This is a genomic window from Leifsonia sp. GW821-FHT13C05 (assembly GCF_058806515.1).
In genome coordinates, this window is sequence record NZ_JBXAPT010000001.1 from 500,771 (window position 1) to 526,840 (window position 26,070).

Sequence of the window (26,070 nt, forward strand, 5' to 3'; positions counted from 1 at the left end):
TTCTGAGTCTACTCTCAGAAACCTGACCCTCTCCGCTGTGTGACGACAGCCGGTGCGCGGCTGGTTCGGGCCCGGTTCGCGCCCGGTTCGCCGGGGTGAGGTGAGCCTGTGCATGCTGGCACAGCGGGCTCCGACTTCCTAGGCTGAGCGCATGACCGAGCGACAGGTGGACGGGCAGCACGCCGACGAACCGCACAGGGAGGGTCTGGCGCAGCGTCTCAACTGGCTGCGCGCCGGAGTGCTCGGCGCGAACGACGGCATCGTCTCCGTCGCCGCTGTGGTGGTCGGCGTCGCCGGTGCGACGAGAGACATCGCCCCGATCCTCACGGCCGGTGTCGCCGCTCTCGTCGGCGGCGCGATCTCGATGGCGCTCGGCGAGTACGTCTCGGTGAGCAGCCAGCGCGACAGCGAGCACGCCCTCATCGCGAAGGAGCGCAGAGAGCTCGCCGAGATGCCGGAACAGGAGCTCGCCGAGCTGACCGGGCTCTACGAGGCCAAAGGGCTGAAGCCGGAGACGGCGCGGCAGGTCGCCATCGAGCTGACAGAGCACGACGTGCTCGCCGCCCATCTGTCCGCCGAGCTCGGGATCGACCAGGACGACGTGGTGAGCCCGTGGCACGCCGCGCTCGCCTCCGCCGTGGCGTTCACGATCGGCGGGCTGCTGCCGCTGCTGACCATCCTGCTGCTGCCGGAGGCGGTGCGCATCCCGGTCACGTTCGTGGTGGTGCTGGTCTCGCTCGCGATCACCGGTTACGTCGCCGCGTACATCGGAGGCAGCCCGCGCGGGAAGGCGACGCTGCGGGTGGTGATCGGCGGTGCGCTGGCGCTGATCGTGACGTTCGCGATCGGCGCGCTGCTCGGCACGAGCGGAGTGGTGTGATGGCGGAAGGAGAGGCCGTGGCCGTCTTGAAGGACAAGAGGGACATCGTCGCCAACTGGCTGCCCCGCTACACCGGGACCGCCCTGGAGGACTTCGGCGACCACATCCTGCTCACCAACTTCGGCGACTACGTGCAGCGCTTCGCGGAATGGTACGGAGCAGAGGTGCGCGGCGCCGACCGGCCGATGCCGAACGCCACCGCCGACGGCATCACGATCATCAACTTCGGGATGGGCAGCCCCAACGCCGCGACGGTGATGGACCTGCTGAGCGCGGTGCAGCCGAAAGCGGCCCTGTTCCTCGGCAAGTGCGGGGGAGTGAAACGCAAGAACCAGCTCGGCGACCTCGTCCTCCCCATCGCGGCGATCCGCGGGGAGGGCACGTCGAACGACTACCTCCCGCCCGAGGTGCCCGCGCTTCCCGCCTTCCAGCTGCAGCGCGGCGTCTCCACCACGATCCGCGACTTCGGCCACGACTACTGGACGGGCACGGTCTACACGACGAACCGCCGCGTCTGGGAGCACGACGAGAAGTTCAAGGCGAGGCTGCGCGAGACCCGCGTGATGGCGGTGGACATGGAGACGGCGACGATCTTCGCCGCCGGCTTCGCCAACCGCATCCCGTGCGGCGCGCTGCTGCTGGTCTCCGACCAGCCGATGATCCCCGAAGGCGTGAAGACCGCCGAGAGCGACCGCGGGGTGACCGGGATGTTCGTGGAGCGGCACATCCGGATCGGCGTGGAGGCGCTGCGGCTGGTGCGGCGCAACGGCCGCAGCGTGCGCCACCTGCGGTTCGAGGACGAGTAGTGGAGGCGGGACGGGCGGGGCCGCGGGTCAGGGCGCCGTGAGCAGGTCGCGCAAGCGGGTCGTGACCGGATGCGCGACACCGAGCGTGTCGAAGATCTCCGCGGCACGCTCTGCCGTCTCGCGCACCGTTGGGGTGGCGGTGGTGAGCCAGTCGTCCACCTCTGCGGCAGTCCATGCCGCCTGGCGGTCGGTGGTCGGCGCGTGGGATGCGCTTCCTGCCATCGCCCGGACGGAGCGGGCGTAGTCGTCGGCGACGACGTCCGGTGGCACCCCGGCGTTGCCGAGCAGGAGGGCGCTGATCATGCCGGTGCGGTCCCGTCCTGCGCTGCAGTGCACGAGCATCCCGGGCCGGGCGGCGGCGATGGTTTCCAAGGTGGTGCGGACGAGGTGGGGCTGGAGGCGCCAGTTGTGCTGCCAGTATTCGGGTGAGTCGAGGATCGGGAAGCAGACCCGTTGGAACTCGGGGTCGGATTGGTCCTCCGTCGGCGCGGAGATGACGTTTGTGCCGGTGAGTGCCCCAGACGACACCGCCGGATCGCCGTCGCGGAGGCCGACCTCGTGCGCGCAGCGCAGGTCGACCACGGTGCGGAGGCCCCAGGTGTTCGCTGCCGCCCAGCCGCTGTCGGTGAGCAGTTCGCGCCGGGGGCCGCGGGCGATCTGGCCGAAGACAGTGGCGCCGGTGGGGGAGTGCGGCGTGGGAAGACCGCCGAGGTCGCGGGCGTTTGGGTAGCCGTCCCAGGCGAGGTCGCGCATCCGTTCACGATGTGGCGTTGAGGAGGAGAAGTCGCGCGACACGCCGCCAGATGCTCCGTTCGAGCGGAGTTTCGGGCCTGGGCGGCCGGGTTATCCGGCGGAGCGGAGTGCGGCGGCGCGGCGGACCCGCATCCCCTACCGGAAGTCGCGCGACACCGTGCGCATCCCGGCGTCGAGCGGCTCCAGGCGGTCGGCGATCACGTTGACGACGCCCTCCTCGCTGCGTTCCAGCATGCCCCGGATGATCATGGCCGGGGCTTCGCGGGCGACGCGGCGGTAGCGGTTCCAGACGCCGACGGGGCAGATCACGTTGATCAGGCCGGTCTCGTCTTCCAGGTTGAGGAAGGTGACCCCGGCCGCCGTCGCCGGGCGTTGCCGGTGGGTGACCACGCCGCCGACCTCGATGCGTCTGCCGGACTCCGCCGTGGTGAGACCGTCGGCCGAGTAGACGCCGCGGGCGCGCAGGTGCGGGCGGAGGAAGCCGATCGGGTGGTCGTCGGTGGAGATGCCGGTGGCCCACAGGTCGCTCGCCAGCTGTTCGGCCGGGCTCAGCATCGGCAGCAGGGGAGGCTGCACGGAGATCGAGGTGCCCGCCAGGTACTCCGGCTTCTCCTGGGCGGCGTTCCCCGCCTCCCAGATCGCCTGGCGGCGGCTCAGGCCGAAGCTCTCGAACGCTCCGGCTGCGGCGAGCGCCTCCAGCTGGGCCACGTTCAGTCCGACGCGCCGAGCCAGGTCGCCGAGGCTCAGGTAGCGGCCACCGGATGTGCGTTCGGCGACGATGCGCTCCGCCAGCTTCTCGCCGATGGTCGTCACCCCCGCGAGTCCCAGCCGCACCACATGGCCGGCGTCCCTGCGGTGCAGTGTGTGGTCGAGCGGCACGCTGCGGTCGAACGGGGCGATCTCCGGCTGGTCGTGGTCCAGGCACGGGTCGGTCCCCGTCGGGCCGGCGGCGGCCGCATCCATCGGTTCGAGCACGGGGAACACCATCGAGCGTTCGATGTCCGGACGCTCGACCACCACGCCGTGCCTGCGCGCGTCGGCGGTGAGGGTGCGCGGCGAGTAGAACCCCATCGGCTGCGCCCGCAGCAGGGCGGCGAGGAACGCGCCCGGGTAGTGCAGTTTCAGCCAAGAGCTCACGTAGACGAGCAGCGCGAAACTGATCGCGTGGCTCTCCGCGAAGCCGAAGTTCGCGAACGCCTCGATCTTGGCGTAGATGGCGTCTGCGTCGTCGCCGACGATGCCGTTGCCCGCCATCCCCGCGTACAGTTTGTCGCGCAGCGAGCCGATCTTCTCCTGCCCGCGCTTCGACCCCATCGCCCTCCGCAGCAGGTCGGCGTCCTCCGCCGTGCAGTCGCCGACGGCGACCGCCATCTGCATCAGCTGCTCCTGGAACAGCGGCACCCCCATCGTGCGTTCCAGCACCGGCACCAGCGCCGGATGCAGATAGGTCACCTCCTCCTGGCCGAGCTTCCTGCGGATGTACGGGTGCACGGCGCCGCCCTGGATGGGGCCGGGACGGATGAGCGCGATCTCGATCACCAGGTCGTAGAACGCGCGCGGCTGCAGGCGGGGCAGCGTGCCGATCTGCGCCCTGCTCTCCACCTGGAACACGCCGATCGAGTCCGCGCGGCAGAGCATGTCGTACACCCCCTGCTCCTCCTTCGGGATGCTGTCGAGCGTCCACTGCTCGCCGAGCGACTGCGCGATGGTCGTCATGGCGTAGTCGATGGCGCTCAGCATCCCGAGGCCGAGCAGGTCGAACTTGACCAGGCCCATCCAGGCGCAGTCGTCTTTGTCCCACTGCAGCACGGTGCGGTTCTCCATGCGGGCGTGCTCGATCGGGCAGACCTCGCCGACCGGGCGGTCGGTGAGCACCATGCCGCCGGAGTGGATGCCGAGGTGCCTGGGGAACTTGAGCACCTGGCTGGCCAGGCCGACCACCGCATCCGGGATGTCGTGGTCGGCCGTCGGCTGGATGGAACCCCACGAGTCGATCTGCTTCGACCAGCCGTCCTGCTGCCCGGTGGAGTATCCGAGCGCCTTCGCCATGTCGCGCACCGCGTTCTTCGGCCGGTAGGTGATGACGTTCGCCACCTGCGCCGCGTTGTGCCTGCCGTATTTGCGGTAGACGTACTGGATGACCTCCTCACGCCGGTCGGAGTCGAAGTCGACGTCGATGTCCGGTTCCTCCTCGCGCATGCTCGACAGGAAGCGCTCGAACGGCAGCGCGTACTTGATCGAGTCGACGGCGGTGATCCCGAGCAGGTAGCAGACGGCGGAGTTGGCGGCGGAGCCCCGGCCCTGGCAGAGGATGCCCTGGCTGCGGGCGAACCGCACGATGTCGTAGACGATGAGGAAGTAGCCGGGGAAGTCTTTGGCCTCGATCACGTCCAGCTCCCTGGCGATGCGCTCCCGCTTGGCCTGGTCGGTGGCGATGTCCGGGTAGCGCTCCTCCGCGCCGCGCCAGGTGAGCTCGCGCAGCCAGCTCATCGGGGTGTGGCCGTCCGGCACCTCCTGCTTCGGCAGCTTCGGGCGGGCGCTGCGCAGCCGGAACTCGAGATCGTCCGCGACCTCCACCGTGCGCTCGACGGCGCCGGGGTAGCGGGCGAACCGCGTCGCCATCTCGCGGCCGGAGCGCAGGTGCGCCGCGTCGGAGGCGGGCAGCCAGCCGTCCATCTCGTCCAGGCTGCGGCGGGCGCGCACGGCGGACAGCGCGGAGGCCAGCGGGTATTGGGCAGGGGAGGCGTAGTGCACGTTGTTGGTGGCGACCACGGGCATCCCGAGCCTGGCGGCGATGCGGGCGAGTACGTCGTTGTCCGTGGTGTCGCGCGGGTTGCCGTGGTCGATCAGCTCGACCAGCACGTTGTCGCGGCCGAACAGCTCGCCGAGCCGCGCCACCTCCCGTTCAGCGGCCCGTTCGCCGTCGGAGGCGAGGGCGAGCCGCACGTCTCCTTTGCGGCAGCCGGTGAGCACCATCCACTCTCCGGATGCGCGCCGCGCCAGCTCAGCGACGTCGTAGACCGGCCGCCCCTTCTCCTCGCCGGCGAGCTGGCCGTCGGTGATCGCCGCCGCCAGCCGGTGGTAGCCCTCCTGCTTCTTGGCGAGCACGACGAGGTGGCTGCCCTCCGGATCGGCCTCTCCGTTCTGGGGGCGGCTGAGCTCCAGCGACAGCTCGGCGCCGAACACGGTCTTGACCCGTTCGTACGCCTCGGCGGCCTCCGCCAGGTGGACGACCCCGTACAGGCCGTCGTGGTCGGTGACGGCGAGGCCGTGCAGCCGCAGCCTGGTCGCCTCCTCCAGCAGTTCCTCCGGCGAGCTCGCGCCGTCGAGGAAGCTGAAGTTGGTGTGCGCGTGCAGCTCGGCGTACGGCACGTGGCCGTCCGTCTCCTCCTCCTGCACGATCGGTGCAGGGGTGTACGCCGGTCGTTTCCTGGACGACGGCCGCTCGTCGGCCTGCTCGCCCGTGCGCCGGCCGGAGAGCCTTCGCTCGAACTCCGACCACGGGATCGGCGGGTTGTTCCAGCCCATCAGCGGCCTCCGCCCCGGTCGGCCTCACCCGGCAGGTCAGCCATCCCGCCCGGGTCAGCCATGCGCGGCAGGTCAGTCATGCGCGGCAGGTCAGTCATACCGCGCCTCCGCCTGCCACGCGCCGTCCGCGAGCACCAGCAGCCACGCGTTCCCGTCCGCGTCGACCACCTGGAAGCGGTGCGCCGTGCGCGAGGCGGCAGCATCCCACCAGCGTTCCCGCACCGGCCACGGGCCTGCCCAGGAGTCGACGGGGCGCGCATCCCGTGCCGTGCCCGTCGATGAGAACCGGGCGATCGGCTCCGTGACGACGCCGCGTCCCGTCACCCCGACCTGCTCGCCGTCCGCACCGAGCACCACCACGGGGCGCGGCGCCTCGAACACGGTCGACGGCGCCGGGGCGGGCAGGCTGCCCGGCCACGGCTGGTCGGCGCGCGCCACCCCGACGGCGCGGTCGCCCCACGGCACGAGTACCTGCCGCTCCGCGAGCCCACGCCCGCCGCCGATGGTCGCCGTGAGCACCGCGTCGTGGCCCAGGATGCTCTGTACCCGCGACAGCCCGTGATGGATGCGCTCGTCCGCGCCCCCGCCCCACAGCCCCTCCTCGTGGTGGCCGATGTCGTCGACGGCCTCCGGCTCCACCAGCACCCGCGCGATCGGGGAGCCGAGCCCGCTCTCGATGCTGCCGGAGCCCTGCAGCTGCCAGCGCACCCTGTCGACCACGTCGGCCGCCGAGAACAGCCGGGGGTGCAGCCAGCTGCGCTCGCTCACCCGGCCGGACTCGTCCGTCACCTCGATGCGCAGCGCCGTGCACACCAGCCCCGCCTTGGTGAGACCGCCGATGAACGCCTCCGCCGTTCCCCGGAACGCGAACGTCACCTGGTCCACCCTGTCGAGCGGCGGCTCGAACTCGATCGCGCGTTCCAGCTGCTTCGGCGGCGTGCGCGGCACCACCGCCGTGCTGTCGAGCCCGCTCGCGATGGTGTGGCACCAGGCGCCGCGCTCCCCGAACCGTTCCCGCACATCCGTCGCCCCGAGCGCGGCCAGGTGGCCGAGGGTGTGGATGCCCAGCCTGCGGAACAGCGGGGTCAGCTCGTCCTGCCCGAGCTGCGCGATGGGCAGGGGGGAGAGGAACGCGGGGGAGTCGCCGGGCGGGATGACCCTGATGCGCTCTGCACCGGTCGTGCGGGCCGCCTGCTCGGCGGCGAACGGACCGTCTGCGATGCCGATGCGCGCGTCCGGGATGCCGAGCCCTTCGAGGCAGCGCAACAGTTCGGCGGCGGCCTGCTCCTCTCCTCCGTAGTAGCGGGCTGGGCCACGGGCGCGCAGCACGCAGGTGCCGGGCCGGATGGGCTGGACGCCGGGGGTGATCTCCTCGATCGCGGCGAGCACGGGGTCGAAGGCCCGCGCATCCAGGACGGGATCGTACGGCAGCACCTGCAACTGGGTGCAGCGCGCCTGGGCCTCCCGGATGCGCAGGCCGCGCGTGACGCCCTCCGCGCGCGCTGCGGCGGAGCAGGCGAACACGAGGTTGCGGTCGAGGAGCGCCAGCGGGGTGTCCTGCGGCAGGTCGCCGGCCTGCAGGGCGGCGATCACCGGCCAGTCCGGGCACCACAGCACGATCGCGCGGGTGACGGCCGGCATCTCAGCTCACCGCTTCCAGGCGCGTGGTGCCGGACGCCGAGCGGAAGCTCTCGTCGAGGGCCGGCAGCCAGAGCTCCGCGCGGCGGCGCTGGCCGGAGCCGCCGCGCGGAGCGGATTCGACGGTCACCCGGCGGGAGGAGAGGTAGCCCGTTCCGCCCCCGAGGCCGTCCCAGCCGCTGCGGGAGACCGTGAGCGTCGCCTCGACCTGCGGCCAGTCTCCCACCACGATCAGGGTGGCCTCCCGCTGCCGCAGCCGGGCGGTGAGTCTGGCGATGTCGCCGTCGCGCGCCCGGCTGGTGGGGGCGACGACCACGACGCTCAGCACATCCACGACGGCGGCGGTGACGGTCAGCCACTGCTCGCCCGGGTGCGGGACGAGCACGAGCCGGTCGAGGTCGATCCCGAACCGGCCTGCCGCCTCCGCCCCGAAGTCCGGCATCCCGACCACGCCGCACCACGCACCGGATGCGCTCGGGCCGGCCAGCATGGCCATCACGAGCGTCGTCGACCCGCGCACCGCGTATGCGGCACCGGCCTTCAGCGCACCGCCCGGCAGCAGGGGAGAGAGTGCCGGGTGCGTTTCCAGTCGCCTGCTCTCCAGCGTGGTGGCCTGCATCTGCCGGATGCGCGACTGCAGCTCGTACACCTGCGCGCGGTCGACGACCGGCTCGGTGACGGTGGCTGCTGAAGAATGCATGCCTCTATTTTCGAACATATGTTCGACGATGGCAAATGCATTTTCGGGCGGCGCCGGGCACGTCACATCCCGCGCCGCGCACTCCGCTCCGGCGGAGAACCGGCCGCTTTCACGTCGTTTCTCCGCTCCAGCGGAGTGCCGGACGGCGTGTCGAGGGAAATCTCCTGCGCAACGGATGCAGAGCCGCGGCGCGCGCAACACCGGATGCGCGTGGCGACACGCCGCGCATCCATCCGCTCAAGCGGAGCTGGGGCCGGGATGCGGCGGAAACTCCGTACAAGCGGAGACGGGGCTGGAAAGCGGGCGGCGGCAGGCAAACGAAAACGGGGCCGCGCCGAAGCGCGACCCCGTTCGAAGCTCAGGTCAGAGCGGGCGGATGTTCTCCGCCTGCAGGCCCTTGGGGCCCTGCGTCACCTCGAACTCGACCTTCTGGTTCTCCTCGAGCGAGCGGTAGCCGCTCGAAGCGATCGCCGAGTAGTGGGCGAACACATCAGCGCCGCCGTCGTCGGGAGCGATGAAGCCGAAGCCCTTTTCAGCGTTGAACCATTTGACCGTACCAGTAGCCATATCTCCTCCAGGAGCGATATTCCTCGACCCCGACTGTCGGGGCCTCGTCGCGTGTTCTCCTGCTCCTGTAAAGCTGGCAACGCTCCGGGTTTGGGACGCACCTATCCAACACATGCAAAACACACGACTGGCCTTAGCCTAGCCGCCAACCGCGAAAAACACACCAGTGACGCAGAATCCGACCGTCGCGGTTCGTCACGGTTCGGTGACGAAGTCGATCAGGTGCTCCACCCTGCCGAGCAGTTCCGGCTCGAGATCGGTGAAGTTCCGGACGCTGCCCAGGATGCGTTTCCAGGCGCGGGCGGTGTCCGCCTGGGTCTCGTGGGGGAGTCCGAGGGCGGCACAGATCCCTTTCTTCCACTCGATCGAGCGCGGGATGCTCGGCCAGGCGTCCAGCCCGACGCGCGCCGGTTTCACGGCCTGCCAGATGTCGATGTACGGGTGCCCGACCACCAGGACGTGCTCTCCGTACGGCCCGCGCTTCACCGCGTCGGCGATCCTGCTCTCCTTGGAGCCGGGTACGAGGTGGTCGACGAGCACGCCGATGCGGCGGGACCGGTCCGGCGCGAACTCGCGCACGATCGCATCCAGGTCGTCGACGCCTTCCAGGTATTCGACGACGACACCCTCCACGCGCAGATCGTCTCCCCAGACCTTCTCCACCAGCTCGGCGTCGTGCCGGCCTTCGACGAAGATGCGGCTGGCGCGGGCGACCCTGGCCTTCTGGTCGGCGACGGCGAACGATCCGGATGCGGTCCTCGCCCGTGCCCCTCCGCCCTTCGCGGCGTGCACCAGCGTGACGGGCGACCCGTCGATCAGGAACGATCCGCTGAACGGGAAGACGCGCTTCTTGCCGAAGTAGTCCTCCAGCTCGACGGTCTGCCCTTCGATGCGGGTGACGGCGCCGCAGAAGCCGCTCGCGGCATCCTCGATGACGAGGTCGCGCACTGCCTCGACCTCGGGCACGGCCACACGGCCCGCGTTCTTCCAGCCGGTCGCCAGCACATCGGCTCCGTAGCGGTCGTCGTTCACCCGGAGAGACTAGAGGGTGCGGGGGAGGTGGAGGGGGAGCCACGCCATCAGTCGAAGATCCTCACCAGGTGCCAGCTGCGGCTGGTGTTGTCGTGCCGCACGTCGAATACGTGCGCGCATCCCGTGTCGTCCGTGGCCTGGAAGCGCCAGCCGCCGATCTCCCTCGGCAGGCTGCCGACGCCGTAGCGGTGCTCGCCGAACGGCCTCCACCAGGCGCAGACCTCCGCCCACACCGTCGGCGTGTCTGTCACGCGATATCTGGTCGCCCGCCACACCAGCCTGGTCGGGATGCCGTCGTCCGTCGTCCACACCGCGACGGACTCTCCGATGTCGGTCATGCCTCTCACCTCGCTCGTTCGAACGTTTGTTCGATTAACGAGTGTAAAGCCATCGACCGACGAATGCACCTGCGCCATACTGTGTGCATGACCGACCTGACCGATCCTTCCGGCGCGGCCCTGCGACTGAGCAACGACGAGCGGGAGCGCGCCGTCGCCGCCCTGCAGGCCCACGCGGCGCAGGGGCGCCTGACCGACGCCGAGGTGCAGACCCGCGTGCAGTCCGCCCGCTCCGCCGTGACGCGCGGCGACCTCGCCCCGCTGTTCGCCGACCTCCCGGGGCGCGTCGACCTCGACGGCACGGGCGCCGCGGCAGGCGCCGGTGCCGCTGCAGGCACCGGGGCAGGCGCCGCCTATCAGGCACCCGACTACGCCGCGCAGCAGCCCTCTGACCCGTACGAGCAGCGCTCCGGACGCACCGGGGACCGCCGCTGGGGTCTCGCGATCGTGTCCATCGCGCCGTTCGTGGCGCTCATCCTGTTCTTCGTGACGAGCTCGGTGTGGGGATACGCGTACAGCTGGCTCTGGTTCCTGCTGGTCCCCATCGCCGGAGCGATCGTCTACGGCGGGGACGGCGGCAGAGGCCGCGACCGCCGCTAGCCGACCGTCGCGCCGAACAGCAGTCCGAGCAGGTACGTCGCCGCGGCGGCCCCGTACCCGATCGCCAGCTGGCGCAGCGCGCGCTTGAGCGGCGACGCCCCGGACAGCAGCCCGACGATGGCGCCCGTCCCGAGCAGCACGATCCCGACCAGCAGCGCGGCCACGAGCACCGCCGTCGTGCCCTGCAGCCCGAAGAGGTACGGCAGGATCGGGATGAGCGCTCCGGATGCGAAGAAGCAGAAGCTCGAGAGCGCAGCGTTCCAGCCCGTGCCGACCGACTCGTGCTCGTCGATCACCTCGCCCGTCACCGCCTGCACCGGGGCCGTCTCCACGGCTCGCGCATTCAGGCCGGCGAGCACCTCGGCGGCGTGCGCCTTCGCCTCGTCCGGCGCCATCCCGCGCGCACGGTAGACGAGCGTGAGCTCGTTGGCGTCGACGTCGAGGTCGGGGAGGGCAGATCGCGTCTCCGGGTTGGGGCTGGACGCTTCGAGCAGTTCTCGCTGCGACCGGACGGAGACGTATTCGCCTGCGCCCATCGACAGCGCGCCGGCGAGGAGGCCGGAGATGCCGGTGAGCAGCACCACGTGGGTCGCGACGCCGCTCGCGCTGATGCCGAGCACGAGCGCGAGGTTGCTGACGAGCCCGTCGTTCGCGCCGAACACGGCGGCGCGGAAGGTGCCGGAGAGCCGCTGCCGTCCGCGGGCGGCGAGCGCGCGGACGACCTCTTCGTGGATCTGCTCGTCCGCGGCCATCTGCGGCGTCGCATCCACGTCGTCGCTGTAGGGGGAGCGGGCCTCGGCGCGCTGCGCGAGCGCGAGCACGAAGACCGAGCCGAACCGTCGGGCGAGGAGGCCGAGGAGCCGCGTGCGGATGTCGCCGCGCAGCGGTCGGCCGACGTCGTCGCCGAGCAGGGTGAGCCAGTGCTGCTCGTGCCTGCCCTCCGCCTCGGCGAGCGCGAGCAGGATCTCGCGCTCCTCGCCGGTGCGGCGTCCGGCGAGGTCGCGGTAGACCGCGGCCTCCGCCCGTTCGTCGGCGAGGTAGCGGCGCCAGCGGCGGATGTCCGCTGGACTCGGGTTGCGCTCGGCTGCGGTCGTCATAACGGTTGGAAAGTCTAGGCGATGGATGCGCCGCTGAACCGTTCGCCCCACACCCTCGCCAGCTCGACCACCTCGGGCGGCGAGAGAACCTGGAACGGCGCATCCGCGGCGGCCAGCCCGAAGAGTGCCCACTCCGCACTGTCCGCAGACAGGTGCACGCGGGTGGTCTCGGCATCCACGGCCTCGGCCGTCGCCCACCGGCCGATCGCGCTCTCGACGTGCGCGACGGGCGCGTGCACGATCGCGTCGACCGCGAGCGTCTCCGTCGCGGCGCCGAGGGATGCGGAGACATAGCTGGCCGCGTCGTCGGCCGGCAGGGCACGCGGCCGGAACCGTTGCCCGGTCGTCCGCGGCTCGGCGAGCCTGTCGAGGCGGAAGCTGCGCCAGTCGAACCTGCCGAGGTCGTACGCCACCAGATACCAGCGCCGCTCCACAGATACCAGCCGGTGCGGCTCGACGTGCCGGTCGCTGCGCTCCCCGTCGCGGCTGACGTACACGAAGTGGATGCGCTCCTCGTCCCTGCAGGCCTGCGCCACCACCGTGAGTACCCCCGCGTCCACGCTCGGCCCCTGCCGCATGGCGCCGGCGACGGTCGCGGAACGGAGCGCATCCACCCGGCTGCGCAGCCGGGACGGCATCACCTGCACCACCTTGGCGAGGGCACGAACAGAGGCGTCCTCGATCCCGGCGATGCCGGACTGCGCTGCCGTCCGCAGGCCGACGGCGAGCGCGACGGCCTCCTCGTCGTCGACGACGAGCGGAGGGAGGGATGCGCCGGCCGCCAGCTGGTATCCGCCGTCGACGCCGCGGCTCGCATCCACCGGGTACCCGAGGTCGCGCAGCCGGTCGATGTCGCGGCGCAGCGTCCGCGGAGACACCTCCAGGCGTGCCGCGAGCTCCGGGCCCGGCCAGTAGCGGTGGGTCTGCAGCAGGGAGAGCAGTTGGAGGGTGCGCGATCCCGTGGTGTTCACCCTGCCATCATCCCGCCGATTGCGGACGAACGGTGTCCGCAATCGCTCAGTGCGGGACGAGCGGCGTCGCCCCCGGCCGGGACAGGGTGAGGAGCGCCTCTGCGACGTGCGGGTCCGCCTCCAGCGCTCCGCCGATGGCGACGAGGTCGGCGGCGACGTCGGACTCGCGGTCGTTCCCGACCAGATCGACGGCGGCGACCACGTAGATGCGCTCCGGCCCCACGTACTCCAGGTGCAGGTACGTCACCGTCTCCACCTCGGGATGCGCGAGCAGGGCGGCGAGCACGGCCTGCGTCGCCTGGTCGGAGCCCTGCTCGCCGAGCAGGAAGCGCCGGTTCCTGTCGATCAGCACGAGCGCGACGACGGCGAGCAGCACGCCGACCAGGATGGAGCCCATCGCGTCGTACACCGCGTTCCCGGTCAGCTCGTGCAGCAGCAGGCCGAGGAAGGCGATCAGCAGACCGATCAGCGCGGCGGCGTCCTCGAAGAACACCGCGCGCAGCGTCGGGTTCGACGTGCGGAACACGTGCGAGAGCGTCCCGATGCTTCGCTCGTCCGCGCCCCGGCGCGCCTGCCGGTACGACTGCACGAACGAGAACCCCTCGAACACGAACGAGACAGCCAGCACGACATACGCCACGGCGTAGTCCGCGCCGCGGTCGGTCGCGCCCAGCTCCGAGACGCCGTGCGTGATCGACACCACGGCGCCCGCCGTGAACAGTCCGACCGCCGCGAACAGCGACCACACATACGCCTCGCGCCCGTACCCGCCCGGATGCGCCGCGTCGCGCGGCCGGGACGCCGAGCGCTCCGCCTGCAACAGGAACACCTCATTGCCCGCATCTGCCCAGGAGTGCGCGGCCTCGGCGACCATCGAGGCCGATCCGGTGAGCACCGCCGCGATGGTCTTCGCGACGGCGACCACGACGTTCGCGCCGAACGCGATGACGACCGTGAGGAGGCTCGATGAGGAGGGGGAGTCCGGCATAGCGGCAACAGTAATCCGCACGGCGGCCTCTCTGCCCCGTGAAATGACGAAAACCCCGGTCTTTCGACCGGGGTTTCCCTGTGTGTCCGAGGGGGGACTTGAACCCCCACGCCCTATACGGGCACTAGCACCTCAAGCTAGCGCGTCTGCCATTTCCGCCACCCGGACAGGTGTTTCATTCCAGCGACCGAACCGGCCGCCGAAGAAAGACATTAGCACGTCTGCGAGCACATGCTCGACCTGGCCGAGCATCCCGGGCGTGGCGTCGCGCTCCGCGTTGGCGACGGCAGGAAGCGCCGGTAGCGTTGGGCGTATGACGGATGCCCTGAGCGACGAGCAGCTGGACGAGACGGCGATCATCGCGCGCGATCTGATCCGCTTCGACACCACCAACTACGGTGAGGGGAAGTCGAACGGCGAGACGGATGCCGCGGAGTACGTGGAGGCCCGCCTCCGCGGGATGGGCCTGGAGCCGCAGCTGTTCGACTCCGACCCCGGCCGCACCAGCGTCGTCGCACGCGTACCCGGCCGCAACGCAGCGAAGCCGGCGCTCGTCGTGCACGGACACCTCGACGTCGTGCCTGCCGACCCGCGCAACTGGTCGGTCGACCCGTTCGGCGGCGTCATCAAGGACGGCCTGCTCTGGGGTCGCGGCGCCGTCGACATGAAGAACATGGATGCGATGATCCTCACCGCCGTCGGCGACCTGCTGGCAGCGGGGGAGCAGCCGGAGCGCGACCTCGTCGTGGCCTTCTTCGCCGACGAGGAGGACGGAGGGCGACGCGGCTCGCACTTCCTCGTCGACAACCACCCCGAGCTCTTCGCCGGAGCGACCGAGGCCATCAGCGAGGTCGGCGGATACTCGATCGACCTCGACGGCCAGCGCGCATACCTGATGCAGACGGGGGAGAAGTCGCTCGTCTGGATCAAGCTGATCGCCCGCGGCCGCGCATCCCACGGCTCCTGCCTGGTGCGGGACAACGCGATCACCAGGCTCGCGGAGGCCGTGGTCGCCATCGGCCGCCGCGAGTGGCCCATCCAGCTCACCGACACCACCACGCAGCTGCTGGCCGAGGTCTCGCGCATCCTGGACATCGACCCGGAGCAGGTCGGGCCGGACGAGGTCGTGCTGCGCACGGGCACCGCCGCCGGGTTCATCCTGGCGACCCTCCGCACCACCACGAACCCGACGCTCCTCGACGCCGGATACAAGCACAACGTCATCCCGGACACGGCGGAGGCGCTCATCGACATCCGCACGCTGCCCGGCGAGGAGGACGCCGTGCTCGCGCAGGTGCAGGAGATCGTCGGCGACGACATCGAGATCAGGATCATGCACCGCGACGTCGGCCTGGAGGCCGCGTTCGGCGGACCGCTGATCGACGCGATCGTCTCCACCATCGGCGAGCACGACCCCGGCGCGCCCGTGCTGCCGTACCTGCTCTCCGGCGGAACGGACAACAAGGCGCTGAGCAAGCTCGGGATCACCGGATACGGCTTCGCACCGCTGCAGCTGCCGAAGGAGCTCGACTTCCCCGGGATGTTCCACGGCGTCGACGAGCGCGTCCCCCTCGACGCGCTAGTGTTTGGCAGGTCCGTGCTGCGCGACCTCCTCCGCAGCTACTGACCGTTCCCCGCCTCACGTCAGCACCGAAAGCACCGCATGGAATTCATCAACGCCCTCATCCTGGGTCTCGTCCAGGGGCTCACCGAGTTCCTCCCGATCTCGTCGAGCGCGCACATCCGGATCGTCGGTGAACTGCTCGGCACGGGCGGCGACCCCGGCGCCCGGTTCACCGCGATCATCCAGCTGGGCACAGAGGCGGCGGTGCTGCTGTACTTCTGGAAGGACATCGTCCGGATCATCGGGCAGTGGTTCCGTTCGCTGTTCGGCAAGGTTCCGCGCAACGACCCGGATGCACGGATGGGCTGGCTGGTGATCCTCGGCAGCGTGCCGATCGTCGTGCTCGGCCTGTTCTTCCAGGACGCGATCGAGACCACGTTCCGCTCGCTCTGGATCGTGGCCGTCACCCTGATCGTGTTCGGCATCCTGCTCGGGATCGCGGACTACGTCGGCAGCAAGACCAGGCGGCTCAAGGAGCTCACCTGGGGTCACGGCATCATCTTCGGCCTCGCCCAGGCGCTCGCGCTCATCCCGGGCGTCTCCCGCTCCGGCGGCACGATCACGGCCGGGCTGTTCATGGGCTACCAGCGGAGGGCGGCGGCGCGGTACTCGTTCCTGCTGGCGATCCCCGCGGTGTTCGGCAGCGGTTTCTACCAGCTCTACAAGGCCATCAAGGAGCCGTGCACGGAGGCGCTGGCCGCGGCGCACACTTGCACCGTCGAGGTGTTCGGCCCCGCGGAGACCGCCGCGGCGACCATCGTGGCGTTCGTGGTCGGCCTCGTGGTGATCGCGTTCTTCATGGGCTACATCTCACGACGCAGCTTCCTGCCGTTCGTGATCTACCGGATCGCGCTCGGCGCGCTCCTCATCGTCCTGCTCTCCACCGGAGTGCTGACCGCCTGACCCGCGCTGCTCCGGCACCCCGGGCGCGGGGTCAGGAGCGCCAGGGCTCGTCTGGGCGTCCGCCGGCCTGGCCGTCGCGGCCGTCTCCGCGGCGGCGGAGGTAGCGCTCGAACTCCTGCGCGATCGCCTCGCCGCTCGCCTCGGGGGAGTCGACCGTGTCGCGCGCCTGCTCCAGCTGCTCGATGTACGCGGCCATCTCATCGTCGTCGGCCGCGAGCGCGTCGATGCCCGCCTCCCACGCCGCAGCCTCGTCGACCAGCGTGCCGCGCGGGATGGTCACGTCCACCAGCTCTTCGAGCTTGTCGATGAGCGCCAGCATCGCCTTGGGACTCGGCGCGTTGTGCACGTAGTGCGGGACCGACGCCCAGATCGTCACCGTCGGGATGCCGACGGCCTCCGCGCCCTCCGCGATGGCGCTCAGGATGCCGACAGGGCCCTCGTAGGTGGAGCGCTCAATCGACAGCTCGGCGCGCACGGCGGCGTTCTCGCTCGACGCGAAGATCGAGATCGGACGGGTGTGCGGCACGTCGGCCAGCATCGCGCCGAGGAAGACGATCACGCCGATGTCCGACGCGAGGGCCGCATCCAGGATCTCGGCGGTGAAACTCTTCCAGCTGCGCGACGGCTCCGTGCCCAGCAGAAGGTAGATGTTGCCGACGTTGTCGCCGCTCACCCGCACAGCGTCGGCGGCGAGGTCGCCCGCCAGGTCGTGGGCGGCGGCTCCGGGATGCGCAGGACCGTACATCACGGCCGAGGGCCAGACGAGGTGGCGGTGCCCGTCGTCGTCGGTCACGACGGGCCGGTTGAACTGGAAGTCGAAGTAGAGCTCTGGATCGACCTCGGAGATGGGCACGACGTCGAGCACGTCCTTCAGCGTCTTGACGGCGCCGCTCGCTGCCTCTCCGGCGTCGTTCCAGCCCTCGAAGGCGACGACCAGGATGCGGCCGCCGAGGAAGTCGTTTCCGTCAGTCACAGTGGATGTACCTCTGTCCTCTCCAAGCGACCGTGCGGACGCCATCCATCCAGGATAGGCCCGCCGGTCACCGGTAGGCTTGTGGCCCGTGACCTCACTGACTCCTCCGAGCCCGCCGGCCGCCGTTTTCTGGGACATGGACGGCACCCTCGTCGACACCGAACCGTACTGGATGGCCTCCGAAGTGGAGCTCGTCTCCTCGTTCGGCGGTGTATGGACGCACGAGGACGGCCTGCAGATGGTGGGCCTCGGCCTCTGGAACTCCGCCGAGATCCTGCGCGCGCACGGCGTCGACATGCCGGCGGACGAGATCGTGCAGTGGCTCACCAACCGGGTGCAGGAGAAGCTCGACAGCGACGGCGTTCCGTGGCGTCCCGGCGCGCGGGAACTCCTCGCCGACCTGCGTGAGCGCGGCATCCCGACCGCCCTCGTCACCATGTCCGTGCGCAGGATGGCGGAGCAGATCGTCGCGCACATCCCGTTCGAGGCGTTCGACGTGATCGTCAGCGGTGACGAGGTCACCGAGCCGAAGCCGCATCCGGAGCCGTACCTGCGCGCCGCTGAGCTGCTGGGGGTCGACCCGGTGGATGCGGTGGCCATCGAGGACTCGCTGGTCGGGCTCACCTCCGCCGTCGCATCCGGTGCGGCCACCATCGGGGTGCCGCACATGGTCGCCATCCCGGAGGGCGATCAGCACACCATCTGGGACACCCTCGACGGCAAGACCGCCGACGACATCGCGGCCGTCGCCGCAGCGAAGGGAGCGCTCCTGTGAGCGACCAGCCGACCACGCAGCCCGCATACGCGCCGCAGCCGCAGAACAGCGGCCCGTTCCGCGCGGGCGACCGCGTGCAGCTGACGGGGCCGAAGGGCAAGCTCAACACCATCACGCTGGAGCCGGGCAAGGTCTTCCACACCCACCGCGGCATCCTGGAGCACGACACCATCATCGGCCTGCCCGACGGTTCGGTCGTGACCAACAACGTCGGCGTCGAGCACCTGGCGCTCCGCCCGCTGCTCAGCGACTTCGTGATGTCGATGCCGCGCGGCGCCGCGATCATCTACCCGAAGGACGCCGCCCAGATCCTGTCGCTCGCCGACATCTTCCCCGGTGCGAACGTCGTCGAGGCCGGCGTCGGCTCCGGAGCCCTCTCGCTCTGGCTGCTGCGCGCCATCGGACCCACCGGCACGCTGCGGTCGTTCGAGCGCAGGGACGAGTTCGCCGACGTGGCGCGCGCCAACGCGGCCACCTTCCTCGGCCACGACCCGGAGAACTGGACCGTCACCGTCGGCGACCTCCAGGACGCGCTCCCGGATGCGGTGACCGACCAGAGCGTCGACCGCGTCGTCCTCGACATGCTCGCCCCGTGGGAGTGCCTCGACGAGGTCACCGCCGCGCTCAAGCCGGGCGGCGTGCTGCTCTGCTACATCGCGACGGTCACCCAGCTGTCCCGCGTCGCCGAGGCGATCCGGGCCTCCGGCGACTACACGCATCCGCAGTCGAGCGAGACGATGGTGCGCGGCTGGCACGTCGAAGGGCTCGCCGTGCGCCCCGACCACCGGATGATCGGCCACACCGGCTTCCTCATCACGGCGCGCCGTCTCGCTCCTGGCTCCGTCCTGCCCGAGCTGAAGCGCCGCCCGTCGAAGAGCGACTACAGCGACGACGACGTCGAGGCCTGGACGCCCGGAGCGCTCGGAGAGCGACAGTCGAGCCCGAAGAGCCTGCGCAAGCGGGTCAGGGCGGCGGCCGCGAGCGCCGAGCTGGCGAAGGCCCGTTCCGCGGAAGCGGCGGGAGACGCCGCGCACGAGGACGACTCCACCATCAACTAGCATGGGGAGCCGGGCGACCATCGTGTCGTCCGGAACCCCACCGATCGCACCGAAAGAGGACTCGTGCGCAGAGCTACCGCACTCGTCGTAGCAGCAGGACTGCTGGCCGTCACGCTGACGGGATGCTCGTCAGACCCGAACGCGAATTGCGACACCGCGCTCAAGCCGGGTACGGCATCCAACCTCATCACCGCGACCGGAAAGCTCGGCTCGAAGCCGAAGGTGAGCTTCCCGACGCCGATCGACACGAAGACCTCGCAGAGCACCACGCTCATCGACGGCAGCGGCGAGCAGGTCCGCAAGGGCCAGATGGTCGAGATCCAGTACACGCTGCTCGACGGCGAGACCGGTGCGACCGGCAGCGCGAGCTCGTACTCGAAGTCCGAGCCGACCCTCATCCCGGTGGGCGCCACGAACATCCCCGGCATCAACGACGGGCTGCAGTGCGCCACCGTCGGCTCGCGCATCGCCATCGCGATCGCCCCGAAAGACAGCGGCTCCGACGGCGCGACCAGCTCGGTCGTCGCCGTGATCGACCTGGTCGGCGCATTCCTGCCCAAGGCGGACGGCGCCGTGCGCCCGTCGGTCTCCGGCTTCCCGACCGTGGTCCTCGCACCCACCGGCCAGCCCGGCATCACCATCCCGTCCGGCTCGGCCCCCACGGCCGTCCGCAGCGAGACGCTGAAGGCCGGCGACGGCGCGACCGTGAAGAAGGACAGCACCGTCGTCCTGCACTACACGGCCGTCGGCTGGGATGCCAAGAACGTCGTGTTCAGCACCTGGCAGAACGGCGCGCCCGACCTCGTGGCGATGGCGTCCGGTCAGTCCAGCGCCAACCAGGCCCTCCCGCAGGCGATGCTCAAGGAGCTCGTCGGCCAGAAGGTGGGCTCGCAGGTGGTCGTCGAGACACCCAAGGACTCCAGCATCCCGGCAGCAGCGTGGGTCGTCGACATCCTCGGAGTGCGCTAGCCGATTAGGATGGACGGGTGCCTCCGTCCTCGTCTTCGCCCTCCCGTGTGCCGGTCGAAGAGCGGCTGTTCAGCCTCGTGCTCGCGCTGCTCGCGACCGAGACGGGTCTGACCAAGAACGAGATCCTCTCGACCGTGCAGGGCTACCGCCAGCGCTTCGTCACCCACGGTGACAACAGCAGCCTGGAACGTCAGTTCGAGCGCGACAAAGACGACATCCGCGAGCTCGGCGTCCCGCTCGAGACCGTGGAGTCCCCGGGAGACTCTGGCAACAATCAGCTGCTGCGCTATCGCATTCCCAAGGGGGCATACGATCTCCCGGCCGACGTGACGTTCTCCCCGCAGGAGATCACGCTGCTCGGCCTGGCCGCCACGGTCTGGAAGGAGGGCTCGCTGTCCGGCGAGTCCCGCAGGGCGCTGATGAAGCTGCGCTCGCTCGGCGTGGAGGCCAACGACCCGATCGTCGGATACGCGCCGCGGCTGCGGGCGAGGGACAGCGCCTTCGACCCGCTGAGCCAGGCACTCGAACGCAACGCCATCGTGCAGTTCCCCTATCTCAAGCCGGGGGAGAGCGCATCCAGGACCAGGACGGTCGCGCCGCTCGCCCTGGTGCAGCACCAGGGCCGGTGGCACCTGCAGGGCATCGACCAGGATGCGCACGGCTCGCGCACCTTCCTGCTCTCGCGGATGGTCGGCCCGGTCAAGGTCACGGCCCGCACCTTCGAGCCGGAGGGCTCCGACTTCGCCGCGAAGGCCCTGGCCGACCTGGAGAGCATCTGGCAGGCCAACGTCGCGACCATCGAGGTGACGGCGGGAACGGACGCGGCCACGCGACTCGGCAAGCGCTACGGCGACGCCGTCCCGACGAAGGGCGACGGCGAATCGTTCGTGCTCACCGTCAACTACTCCGACATCAACATCCTGGCCGACCAGCTCGCGAGCTTCGGCCCGGAGGTGCTGGTGCTCGCACCGGATGCGCTGCGCGACGCCGTGCGCGCCCGTCTCGTCGCCACGGCGGCCGCCCACGAGAGGAACGACCGTGGCTGAGCGCCGCAAGCCCATGCAGGCGCAGGACAAGCTGGCCTTCCTGCTCGCTCTCGTGCCGTACCTGATGGACAGGGACAGGGTGAGTGTCGCGGAGGCGGCGGAGCACTTCGGCGTGGAGAAAGCGCAGCTGCGCGACGCCGTCCGGCTGATCGCCGTCTCGGGCGTGCCGGGGGAGACCAACCAGTACCAGCCGGGCGACCTGTTCGACATCGCCTGGGACGACTTCGAGGACAACGACCAGATCGTCCTCACCCACCAGGTGGCCATCGACGACTCCCCGCGGTTCTCCGCGCGGGAGGCCGCCGCGCTGATCGCCGGGCTGCAGTACCTTTCGGCCCTGCCGGAGAACGCCGACCGCGACGTGATCGGCTCCCTGATGGCCAAGCTCGCCCGCGGCGCGTCTGCCGCGCCCAGCCAGGTGGCCGTCGCCGGCTCGGAGACCGACGCGACGCTCGCCGTGATCCGGGATGCGGTGGCCGGCGGCACGCAGCTCGACTTCGACTACCGGAATTCCCGCGGTGAGCGGGAGCGTCGCAGGGTGGACCCGCTGCGCATCGAGTCCATCGACCAGGACTGGTATCTGCGCGGCTGGGATCACCTCCGCACCGCGATCCGCACCTTCCGGCTCGACCGCATCGACGACCTGCGGGCCACCGACCAGCCGATCACGTACCGGCCGGGCGACGTCACCCTCCCGGAGACCCTGTTCGAGGGCACGGAGGACGACCTGCTGGTCACCATCGAGGTGTCCGCCTCGGCCATCCCGTTCATCGAGGACTACATCCCGGAGGGCGCACCACGACAGGAGCAGGCCGGGCTCGTGCGCACCAGCGTGCGCGTCGCGCACTTCCACGGTCTGAAGCGGCTGGTCGCCGGGCTGTCCGGCGTGCTCACCGTGCTCGACCCGCCGGAGGCCCGCGCGGTCGTCGCCGGCTGGGCGCGGGCTGGCGCCGACCGCTACCAGTAGTGGCGGCGGCCTGTCGCTATGCTGATGGCATGCCGTGGTGGTCGTGGGTCCTGATCTGGGTCGTGCTCGTGCTCGGCCTGCTCGGGATGCTCGCCTTCTTCGCCGTCCACCTGTTCCGCAAGGTCGTCGCGGCCGGAAGGGAGGCGTCTGTGCTCATCGAGAAGGCCGATGTCCTGTCCCGGCGTGCGGAAGACCTCACCGAGGCGGCGTTCCACCCCGCCGTCTTCGCGGACGCCGGCGCACTGCGCGCGGAGCGTGTGCAAGCCAGCGCCGATCGCGCGGTTGCGAGGCAACTTCGCAGGGATGCACGGGTCAAACGCGGTAAACTTCTCGTCAATGCCGACGCAGCTCGGTATTCCTACTTGATCACGAAGGACTAACTCATGCTCGGCGGCCTTACCGGATGGCACCTGCTCATCATCCTCGCAGTGATCCTGCTGCTCTTCGGTGCGCCGAAGCTCCCCGCCCTCGCCAAGAGCATCGGCCAGTCGATGCGCATCTTCAAAGGTGAGGTCAACGAGATGAAGAAAGACGGCGACAAGCCGGACGCCTCGTCGACCACTCCGGCCGACGGCAGCACCACCGCCTCGCCCGAGACGCACACGAAACCGTAATCGGTGGCCTCCACTAAGCGAGGCAAGAACCGCGAAGGACGGATGACGCTCGCCGAGCACTTCGTCGAGCTTCGCAAACGCCTCTACCGCTCTGCCATCGCGCTGCTCGTCGGCGCTGTCGCCGGCTGGTTCCTGTCCGGGTACCTCCTCGACGCGATGCGCGTCCCCATCACCGAGATCGCCACACAGCAGGGCCGCGTCGCCACGCTCAACTACGACAGCATCACCGGGGCGTTCGACCTCAAGATGCAGATCGCCATCACCATCGGCGTCATCATCTCCAGCCCGGTCTGGCTCTACCAGATCTGGTCCTTCTTCGTCCCGGCGCTCAGCCGCAAGGAGCTGAAGTACGGCCTCGGCTTCTTCTTCACCGCCGTCCCGCTGTTCCTGATCGGCGCATACGTCGGCTGGCTGCTGGTGCCGCACATCGTGTCACTGCTGACCAGCTTCGCGCCGTCGGACGACTCGGCGATCATCTCGGCGAAGACGTACTTCGACTTCATCCTGAAACTGTCGCTGGCGGTCGGCGTCGCGTTCGTGCTCCCGGTGTTCCTGGTGCTGCTGAACTTCGTCGGGGTGCTGAGCGCATCCTCGATCATCAAGTCGTGGCGCTGGGCGATCATCCTGATCGTGCTGTTCACCGCCATCGCCACTCCGGCGGCCGATGTGCTGTCGATGTTCCTCCTCGCGGTGCCGATGGTCGTGCTCTATCTCGCCGCATACGGGGTCGCCTGGCTGCACGATCGGCGTGCCGCGAAGGCCGCCATGCGCCTGGAGGCCGAACTGGCGGCATAGGCTTGGTCGTGTGACCGATCAGCTGTCTCCAGCCGAACGCTACGCGGCGTCGCGCACGCGCACCCGCCAGCCTCTCGTCGAGGCCTTCCGCGCGGGGCTCCGCTTCGACCTCGACCCGTTCCAGCGCGAGGCCTGCGCGAGCCTCGAAGAGGGCAAGAGCGTGCTGGTCGCCGCTCCGACGGGAGCCGGCAAGACGATCGTCGCCGAGTTCGCCGTGTTCCTCGCGATGCGCGAACCGAACGCGAAGGTCTTCTACACGGCGCCGATGAAGGCGCTGAGCAACCAGAAGTTCCAGGAGCTGGTGGAGGAGTACGGGCCGGAGTCCGTCGGCCTCCTGACCGGCGACACCAACGTCAACTCCCGCGCGCGCATCGTCGTGATGACGACCGAAGTGCTGCGCAACATGCTCTACGCCGACTCCGACCTGCTGGCCGACCTCGCCTACGTGGTGATGGATGAGGTGCACTACCTCGCTGACCGGTTCCGCGGCGCGGTGTGGGAGGAGGTCATCATCCACCTCCCGCAGTCGGTCAGGATGGTCTCGCTGAGCGCGACGGTGTCCAACGCCGAGGAGTTCGGCGACTGGCTGCAGGCGGTGCGCGGCGACACGGACGTGATCGTGTCGGAGGAGCGTCCCGTCCCGCTGGAGCAGCACATCCTGATGCGGTCGAAGCTGATCGACCTGTTCGACTCGTCCGGCCTCGCGGCGACCAACCGGGTGAACCCGGAGCTCGTGCAGATGGCGCGCTACGGCGGCCGGGTGCTGAGCAGCAGGCAGATGCGGGACGTCGGGCGCTACCACTCCAGGGGCGGCCGTCCGGACACGTACCGGATGGACAGGGCCGACCTGGTCAAGCTGCTCGGCGAGCACAACCTGCTCCCCGCCATCTTCTTCATCTTCAGCCGCAACGGCTGCGACCAGGCCGTGCGCCAGACGCTCCGCTCCGGCGTGAAGCTGACCCAGCAGCACGAGCGCGACGAGATCCGCGCGATCGTCGAGGAACGCTGCAGGACCCTGCTCGACGAAGACCTCGCCGTGCTCGGGTACTGGGAGTGGCTCGAAGGACTCGAGCGCGGTGTCGCCGCCCACCACGCAGGTCTGCTGCCCGCCTTCAAAGAGGTCGTGGAGGAGCTGTTCCGCCGCAAGCTGGTCAAGGTCGTCTTCGCGACGGAGACGCTCGCGCTCGGCATCAACATGCCGGCGCGCACCGTGGTGCTCGAGAAGCTGGAGAAGTTCAACGGGGAGGCGCGCGTCCCGATCACGCCGGGGGAGTACACCCAGCTCACCGGGCGCGCCGGTCGCCGGGGCATCGACGTGGAGGGCCACTCGGTCATCCAGTGGCAGGACGGCCTCGATCCGCAGGCTGTCGCCTCGCTCGCGTCCCGCCGCAGCTACCCGCTGAATTCGAGCTTCCGCCCCACGTACAACATGGCGGTCAACCTGATCGACCAGTTCGGGCGCGAGCGCACCAGGGAGATCCTGGAGTCGTCGTTCGCGCAGTTCCAGGCCGACCGTGCGGTGGTCGACCTGGCGCGCAAGGTGCGCCAGCAGGAGGAGTCGCTCGCCGGGTACGAGAAGGCGATGACCTGCCACCTGGGCGACTTCCGCGAGTATTCGGGCATCCGGCGCGAGTTGAGCGACCTGGAGCGCAAGGGCTCCTCGATGGAGCACGCCTCCCGGGCCGACCGCGACAAGCGCCAGCGTCGGCTGACCGCGCTGCGCAAGCGGATGAAGGAGCACCCGTGCCACCGCTGCCCGGACAGGGAGAACCACGCCAGGTGGGCGGAGCGCTGGTGGAAGCTGAAGCGCGAGACGGACGCCCTGAGCTCGCAGATCCGGTCGCGCACCGGAGCGGTCGCCAAGGTGTTCGACCGCGTCTCCGACGTGCTGCTCGAACTCGGCTACCTGAACCGTGAGGACGACGTCACGACGCTCACCGTGCACGGCCGCACTCTCAAGCGCATCTACGGCGAACGCGACCTGCTCGTGGCCGAGTGCCTGCGCAGGAACATCTGGAACCAGCTGGATGCGCCGAGCCTCGCAGCGATGGCCTGCGCCCTTGTCTTCGAGCCGCGACGCGACGAAGGTCTCGCGCACGAGCGCACCCTCCCGCGCGGAGCATTCCGGCCAGCCCTCGACAAGACCATCGACATCTGGAGCAGGCTCGACGACCTCGAACGCGAGAACAGGCTGCCGGGCAGTGAGCCGCCGTCGACCAGCCTGGCGATGGCGATGCACGCGTGGGCGAAGGGCACCAGCCTGAACACGGTGCTCTCCGAGGCGGACATGGCCGCCGGCGACTTCGTGCGCTGGACGAAGCAGACCATCGACCTGCTCGACCAGCTCTCACTCGTCGCGCAGGGCCCGGTGGGACGCACGGCACGGCAGGCTCTCGAATCGATCAGGCGCGGCATCGTTGCTTACTCATCCGTCGCCTAGCATTTCTG

At 70.1% G+C, this 26,070-nt stretch carries 25 protein-coding genes and 1 tRNA gene; 14 read left to right on the top strand and 12 right to left on the bottom strand.

Annotation, left to right across the window (positions count from 1 at the left end):
• The first annotated feature begins 151 nt into the window (after window positions 1-151).
• Both AC1ROC_RS02375 and AC1ROC_RS02380 read left to right on the top strand, forming a co-directional pair.
• A complete protein-coding gene (locus AC1ROC_RS02375) occupies window positions 152-880 on the top strand; it encodes a VIT1/CCC1 transporter family protein (RefSeq protein ID WP_085370622.1) in 729 nt (242 codons plus the stop codon).
• Window positions 881-897: 17 nt separating this feature from the next.
• On the top strand, window positions 898-1,686 hold the full coding sequence (locus AC1ROC_RS02380) for an AMP nucleosidase (protein ID WP_492997840.1): 789 nt from the start codon (window positions 898-900) through the stop codon (window positions 1,684-1,686).
• 27 nt (window positions 1,687-1,713) lie between these two features.
• Here the strand turns inward: AC1ROC_RS02380 and AC1ROC_RS02385 are convergent, their stop codons facing one another.
• The 7 genes from AC1ROC_RS02385 to AC1ROC_RS02415 all read right to left on the bottom strand — a co-directional run bounded on the left by AC1ROC_RS02385 (window position 1,714) and on the right by AC1ROC_RS02415 (window position 10,242).
• A complete protein-coding gene (locus tag AC1ROC_RS02385; protein ID WP_492997842.1) occupies window positions 1,714-2,439 on the bottom strand; it encodes a tyrosine-protein phosphatase in 726 nt (241 codons plus the stop codon).
• 135 nt (window positions 2,440-2,574) lie between these two features.
• Window positions 2,575-5,967 (bottom strand): error-prone DNA polymerase, encoded by a 3,393-nt coding sequence (locus AC1ROC_RS02390; RefSeq protein ID WP_492997843.1) that lies wholly within the window; start codon window positions 5,965-5,967, stop codon window positions 2,575-2,577.
• A 90-nt stretch (window positions 5,968-6,057) separates the two neighbouring features.
• On the bottom strand, window positions 6,058-7,608 hold the full coding sequence (locus tag AC1ROC_RS02395) for a DNA polymerase Y family protein (RefSeq protein WP_085370618.1): 1,551 nt from the start codon (window positions 7,606-7,608) through the stop codon (window positions 6,058-6,060).
• Window position 7,609: 1 nt separating this feature from the next.
• Window positions 7,610-8,305: a DnaE2-dependent mutagenesis accessory factor ImuA' gene (gene imuA' / locus AC1ROC_RS02400; protein ID WP_492997845.1), complete on the bottom strand. Its 696-nt coding sequence runs from the start codon at window positions 8,303-8,305 to the stop codon at window positions 7,610-7,612.
• Between the two features lie 363 nt (window positions 8,306-8,668).
• Window positions 8,669-8,872, bottom strand: coding sequence for a cold-shock protein (locus tag AC1ROC_RS02405; RefSeq protein WP_055893908.1), 204 nt, complete (start codon window positions 8,870-8,872; stop codon window positions 8,669-8,671).
• Between the two features lie 195 nt (window positions 8,873-9,067).
• Window positions 9,068-9,904 (bottom strand): DUF3097 domain-containing protein, encoded by an 837-nt coding sequence (locus AC1ROC_RS02410; protein ID WP_492997847.1) that lies wholly within the window; start codon window positions 9,902-9,904, stop codon window positions 9,068-9,070.
• A 47-nt stretch (window positions 9,905-9,951) separates the two neighbouring features.
• The gene (locus tag AC1ROC_RS02415) at window positions 9,952-10,242 is read right to left on the bottom strand and encodes a DUF6504 family protein (protein ID WP_085370615.1); all 291 of its coding nucleotides are present in this window, start codon (window positions 10,240-10,242) and stop codon (window positions 9,952-9,954) included.
• A gap of 87 nt (window positions 10,243-10,329) precedes the next feature.
• Between AC1ROC_RS02415 and AC1ROC_RS02420 the strand changes: the two genes are divergently transcribed.
• Complete coding sequence (locus AC1ROC_RS02420) at window positions 10,330-10,842, top strand: DUF1707 SHOCT-like domain-containing protein (protein WP_492997849.1); 513 nt, start codon at window positions 10,330-10,332, stop codon at window positions 10,840-10,842.
• On the opposite strand, the gene AC1ROC_RS02425 is transcribed toward AC1ROC_RS02420, so the two are convergent.
• From AC1ROC_RS02425 to AC1ROC_RS02440, 4 genes are all read right to left on the bottom strand, one after another.
• Complete coding sequence (locus AC1ROC_RS02425; protein WP_085370613.1) at window positions 10,839-11,939, bottom strand: VIT1/CCC1 transporter family protein; 1,101 nt, start codon at window positions 11,937-11,939, stop codon at window positions 10,839-10,841. The genes AC1ROC_RS02420 and AC1ROC_RS02425 overlap by 4 nt on opposite strands.
• A gap of 14 nt (window positions 11,940-11,953) precedes the next feature.
• Entirely contained in the window at window positions 11,954-12,910 is a 957-nt protein-coding gene (locus tag AC1ROC_RS02430; RefSeq protein ID WP_085370612.1) for a helix-turn-helix transcriptional regulator, read from the bottom strand.
• Between the two features lie 46 nt (window positions 12,911-12,956).
• Window positions 12,957-13,898 carry a cation diffusion facilitator family transporter gene (locus AC1ROC_RS02435; RefSeq protein WP_492997852.1) on the bottom strand — a complete coding sequence of 314 codons (942 nt, stop codon included), beginning with the start codon at window positions 13,896-13,898 and terminating at the stop codon, window positions 12,957-12,959.
• An 83-nt stretch (window positions 13,899-13,981) separates the two neighbouring features.
• Window positions 13,982-14,066: transfer RNA gene (locus AC1ROC_RS02440), tRNA-Leu, on the bottom strand.
• A 145-nt stretch (window positions 14,067-14,211) separates the two neighbouring features.
• On the opposite strand from AC1ROC_RS02440, the gene AC1ROC_RS02445 reads away from it, so the two are divergent.
• Both AC1ROC_RS02445 and AC1ROC_RS02450 read left to right on the top strand, forming a co-directional pair.
• A complete protein-coding gene (locus AC1ROC_RS02445) occupies window positions 14,212-15,525 on the top strand; it encodes a M20/M25/M40 family metallo-hydrolase (RefSeq protein ID WP_492997854.1) in 1,314 nt (437 codons plus the stop codon).
• Between the two features lie 36 nt (window positions 15,526-15,561).
• Window positions 15,562-16,425, top strand: coding sequence for an undecaprenyl-diphosphate phosphatase (locus AC1ROC_RS02450; RefSeq protein ID WP_085370609.1), 864 nt, complete (start codon window positions 15,562-15,564; stop codon window positions 16,423-16,425).
• 31 nt (window positions 16,426-16,456) lie between these two features.
• Here AC1ROC_RS02450 and AC1ROC_RS02455 read toward each other — a convergent pair whose 3' ends face one another.
• Window positions 16,457-17,398, bottom strand: a complete 942-nt coding sequence (locus tag AC1ROC_RS02455) for a proteasome assembly chaperone family protein (RefSeq protein WP_085370608.1) — start codon at window positions 17,396-17,398, stop codon at window positions 16,457-16,459.
• Between the two features lie 88 nt (window positions 17,399-17,486).
• On the opposite strand from AC1ROC_RS02455, the gene AC1ROC_RS02460 reads away from it, so the two are divergent.
• The 9 genes from AC1ROC_RS02460 (at window position 17,487) to AC1ROC_RS02500 (ending at window position 26,062) form a co-directional block, all read left to right on the top strand.
• Window positions 17,487-18,173: an HAD family hydrolase gene (locus tag AC1ROC_RS02460; protein WP_492997856.1), complete on the top strand. Its 687-nt coding sequence runs from the start codon at window positions 17,487-17,489 to the stop codon at window positions 18,171-18,173.
• Window positions 18,170-19,231 carry a tRNA (adenine-N1)-methyltransferase gene (locus tag AC1ROC_RS02465; RefSeq protein ID WP_492997859.1) on the top strand — a complete coding sequence of 354 codons (1,062 nt, stop codon included), beginning with the start codon at window positions 18,170-18,172 and terminating at the stop codon, window positions 19,229-19,231. The genes AC1ROC_RS02460 and AC1ROC_RS02465 overlap by 4 nt, the downstream gene beginning before the upstream one ends.
• 63 nt (window positions 19,232-19,294) lie before the next feature.
• Entirely contained in the window at window positions 19,295-20,200 is a 906-nt protein-coding gene (locus AC1ROC_RS02470; RefSeq protein ID WP_085370605.1) for an FKBP-type peptidyl-prolyl cis-trans isomerase, read from the top strand.
• 17 nt (window positions 20,201-20,217) lie between these two features.
• Entirely contained in the window at window positions 20,218-21,246 is a 1,029-nt protein-coding gene (locus AC1ROC_RS02475; protein ID WP_492997861.1) for a helix-turn-helix transcriptional regulator, read from the top strand.
• Window positions 21,239-22,213: a helix-turn-helix transcriptional regulator gene (locus tag AC1ROC_RS02480; RefSeq protein ID WP_492997863.1), complete on the top strand. Its 975-nt coding sequence runs from the start codon at window positions 21,239-21,241 to the stop codon at window positions 22,211-22,213. The genes AC1ROC_RS02475 and AC1ROC_RS02480 overlap by 8 nt, the downstream gene beginning before the upstream one ends.
• Before the next feature lie 29 nt (window positions 22,214-22,242).
• Entirely contained in the window at window positions 22,243-22,593 is a 351-nt protein-coding gene (locus AC1ROC_RS02485; RefSeq protein ID WP_492997865.1) for a hypothetical protein, read from the top strand.
• 3 nt (window positions 22,594-22,596) lie between these two features.
• Window positions 22,597-22,827, top strand: a complete 231-nt coding sequence (tatA, locus tag AC1ROC_RS02490; protein ID WP_168689466.1) for a Sec-independent protein translocase subunit TatA — start codon at window positions 22,597-22,599, stop codon at window positions 22,825-22,827.
• A gap of 42 nt (window positions 22,828-22,869) precedes the next feature.
• Window positions 22,870-23,622, top strand: a complete 753-nt coding sequence (gene tatC / locus AC1ROC_RS02495; protein WP_085370600.1) for a twin-arginine translocase subunit TatC — start codon at window positions 22,870-22,872, stop codon at window positions 23,620-23,622.
• 10 nt (window positions 23,623-23,632) lie between these two features.
• Entirely contained in the window at window positions 23,633-26,062 is a 2,430-nt protein-coding gene (locus AC1ROC_RS02500; RefSeq protein WP_492997870.1) for a DEAD/DEAH box helicase, read from the top strand.
• The last annotated feature ends 8 nt before the right edge of the window (window positions 26,063-26,070 follow it).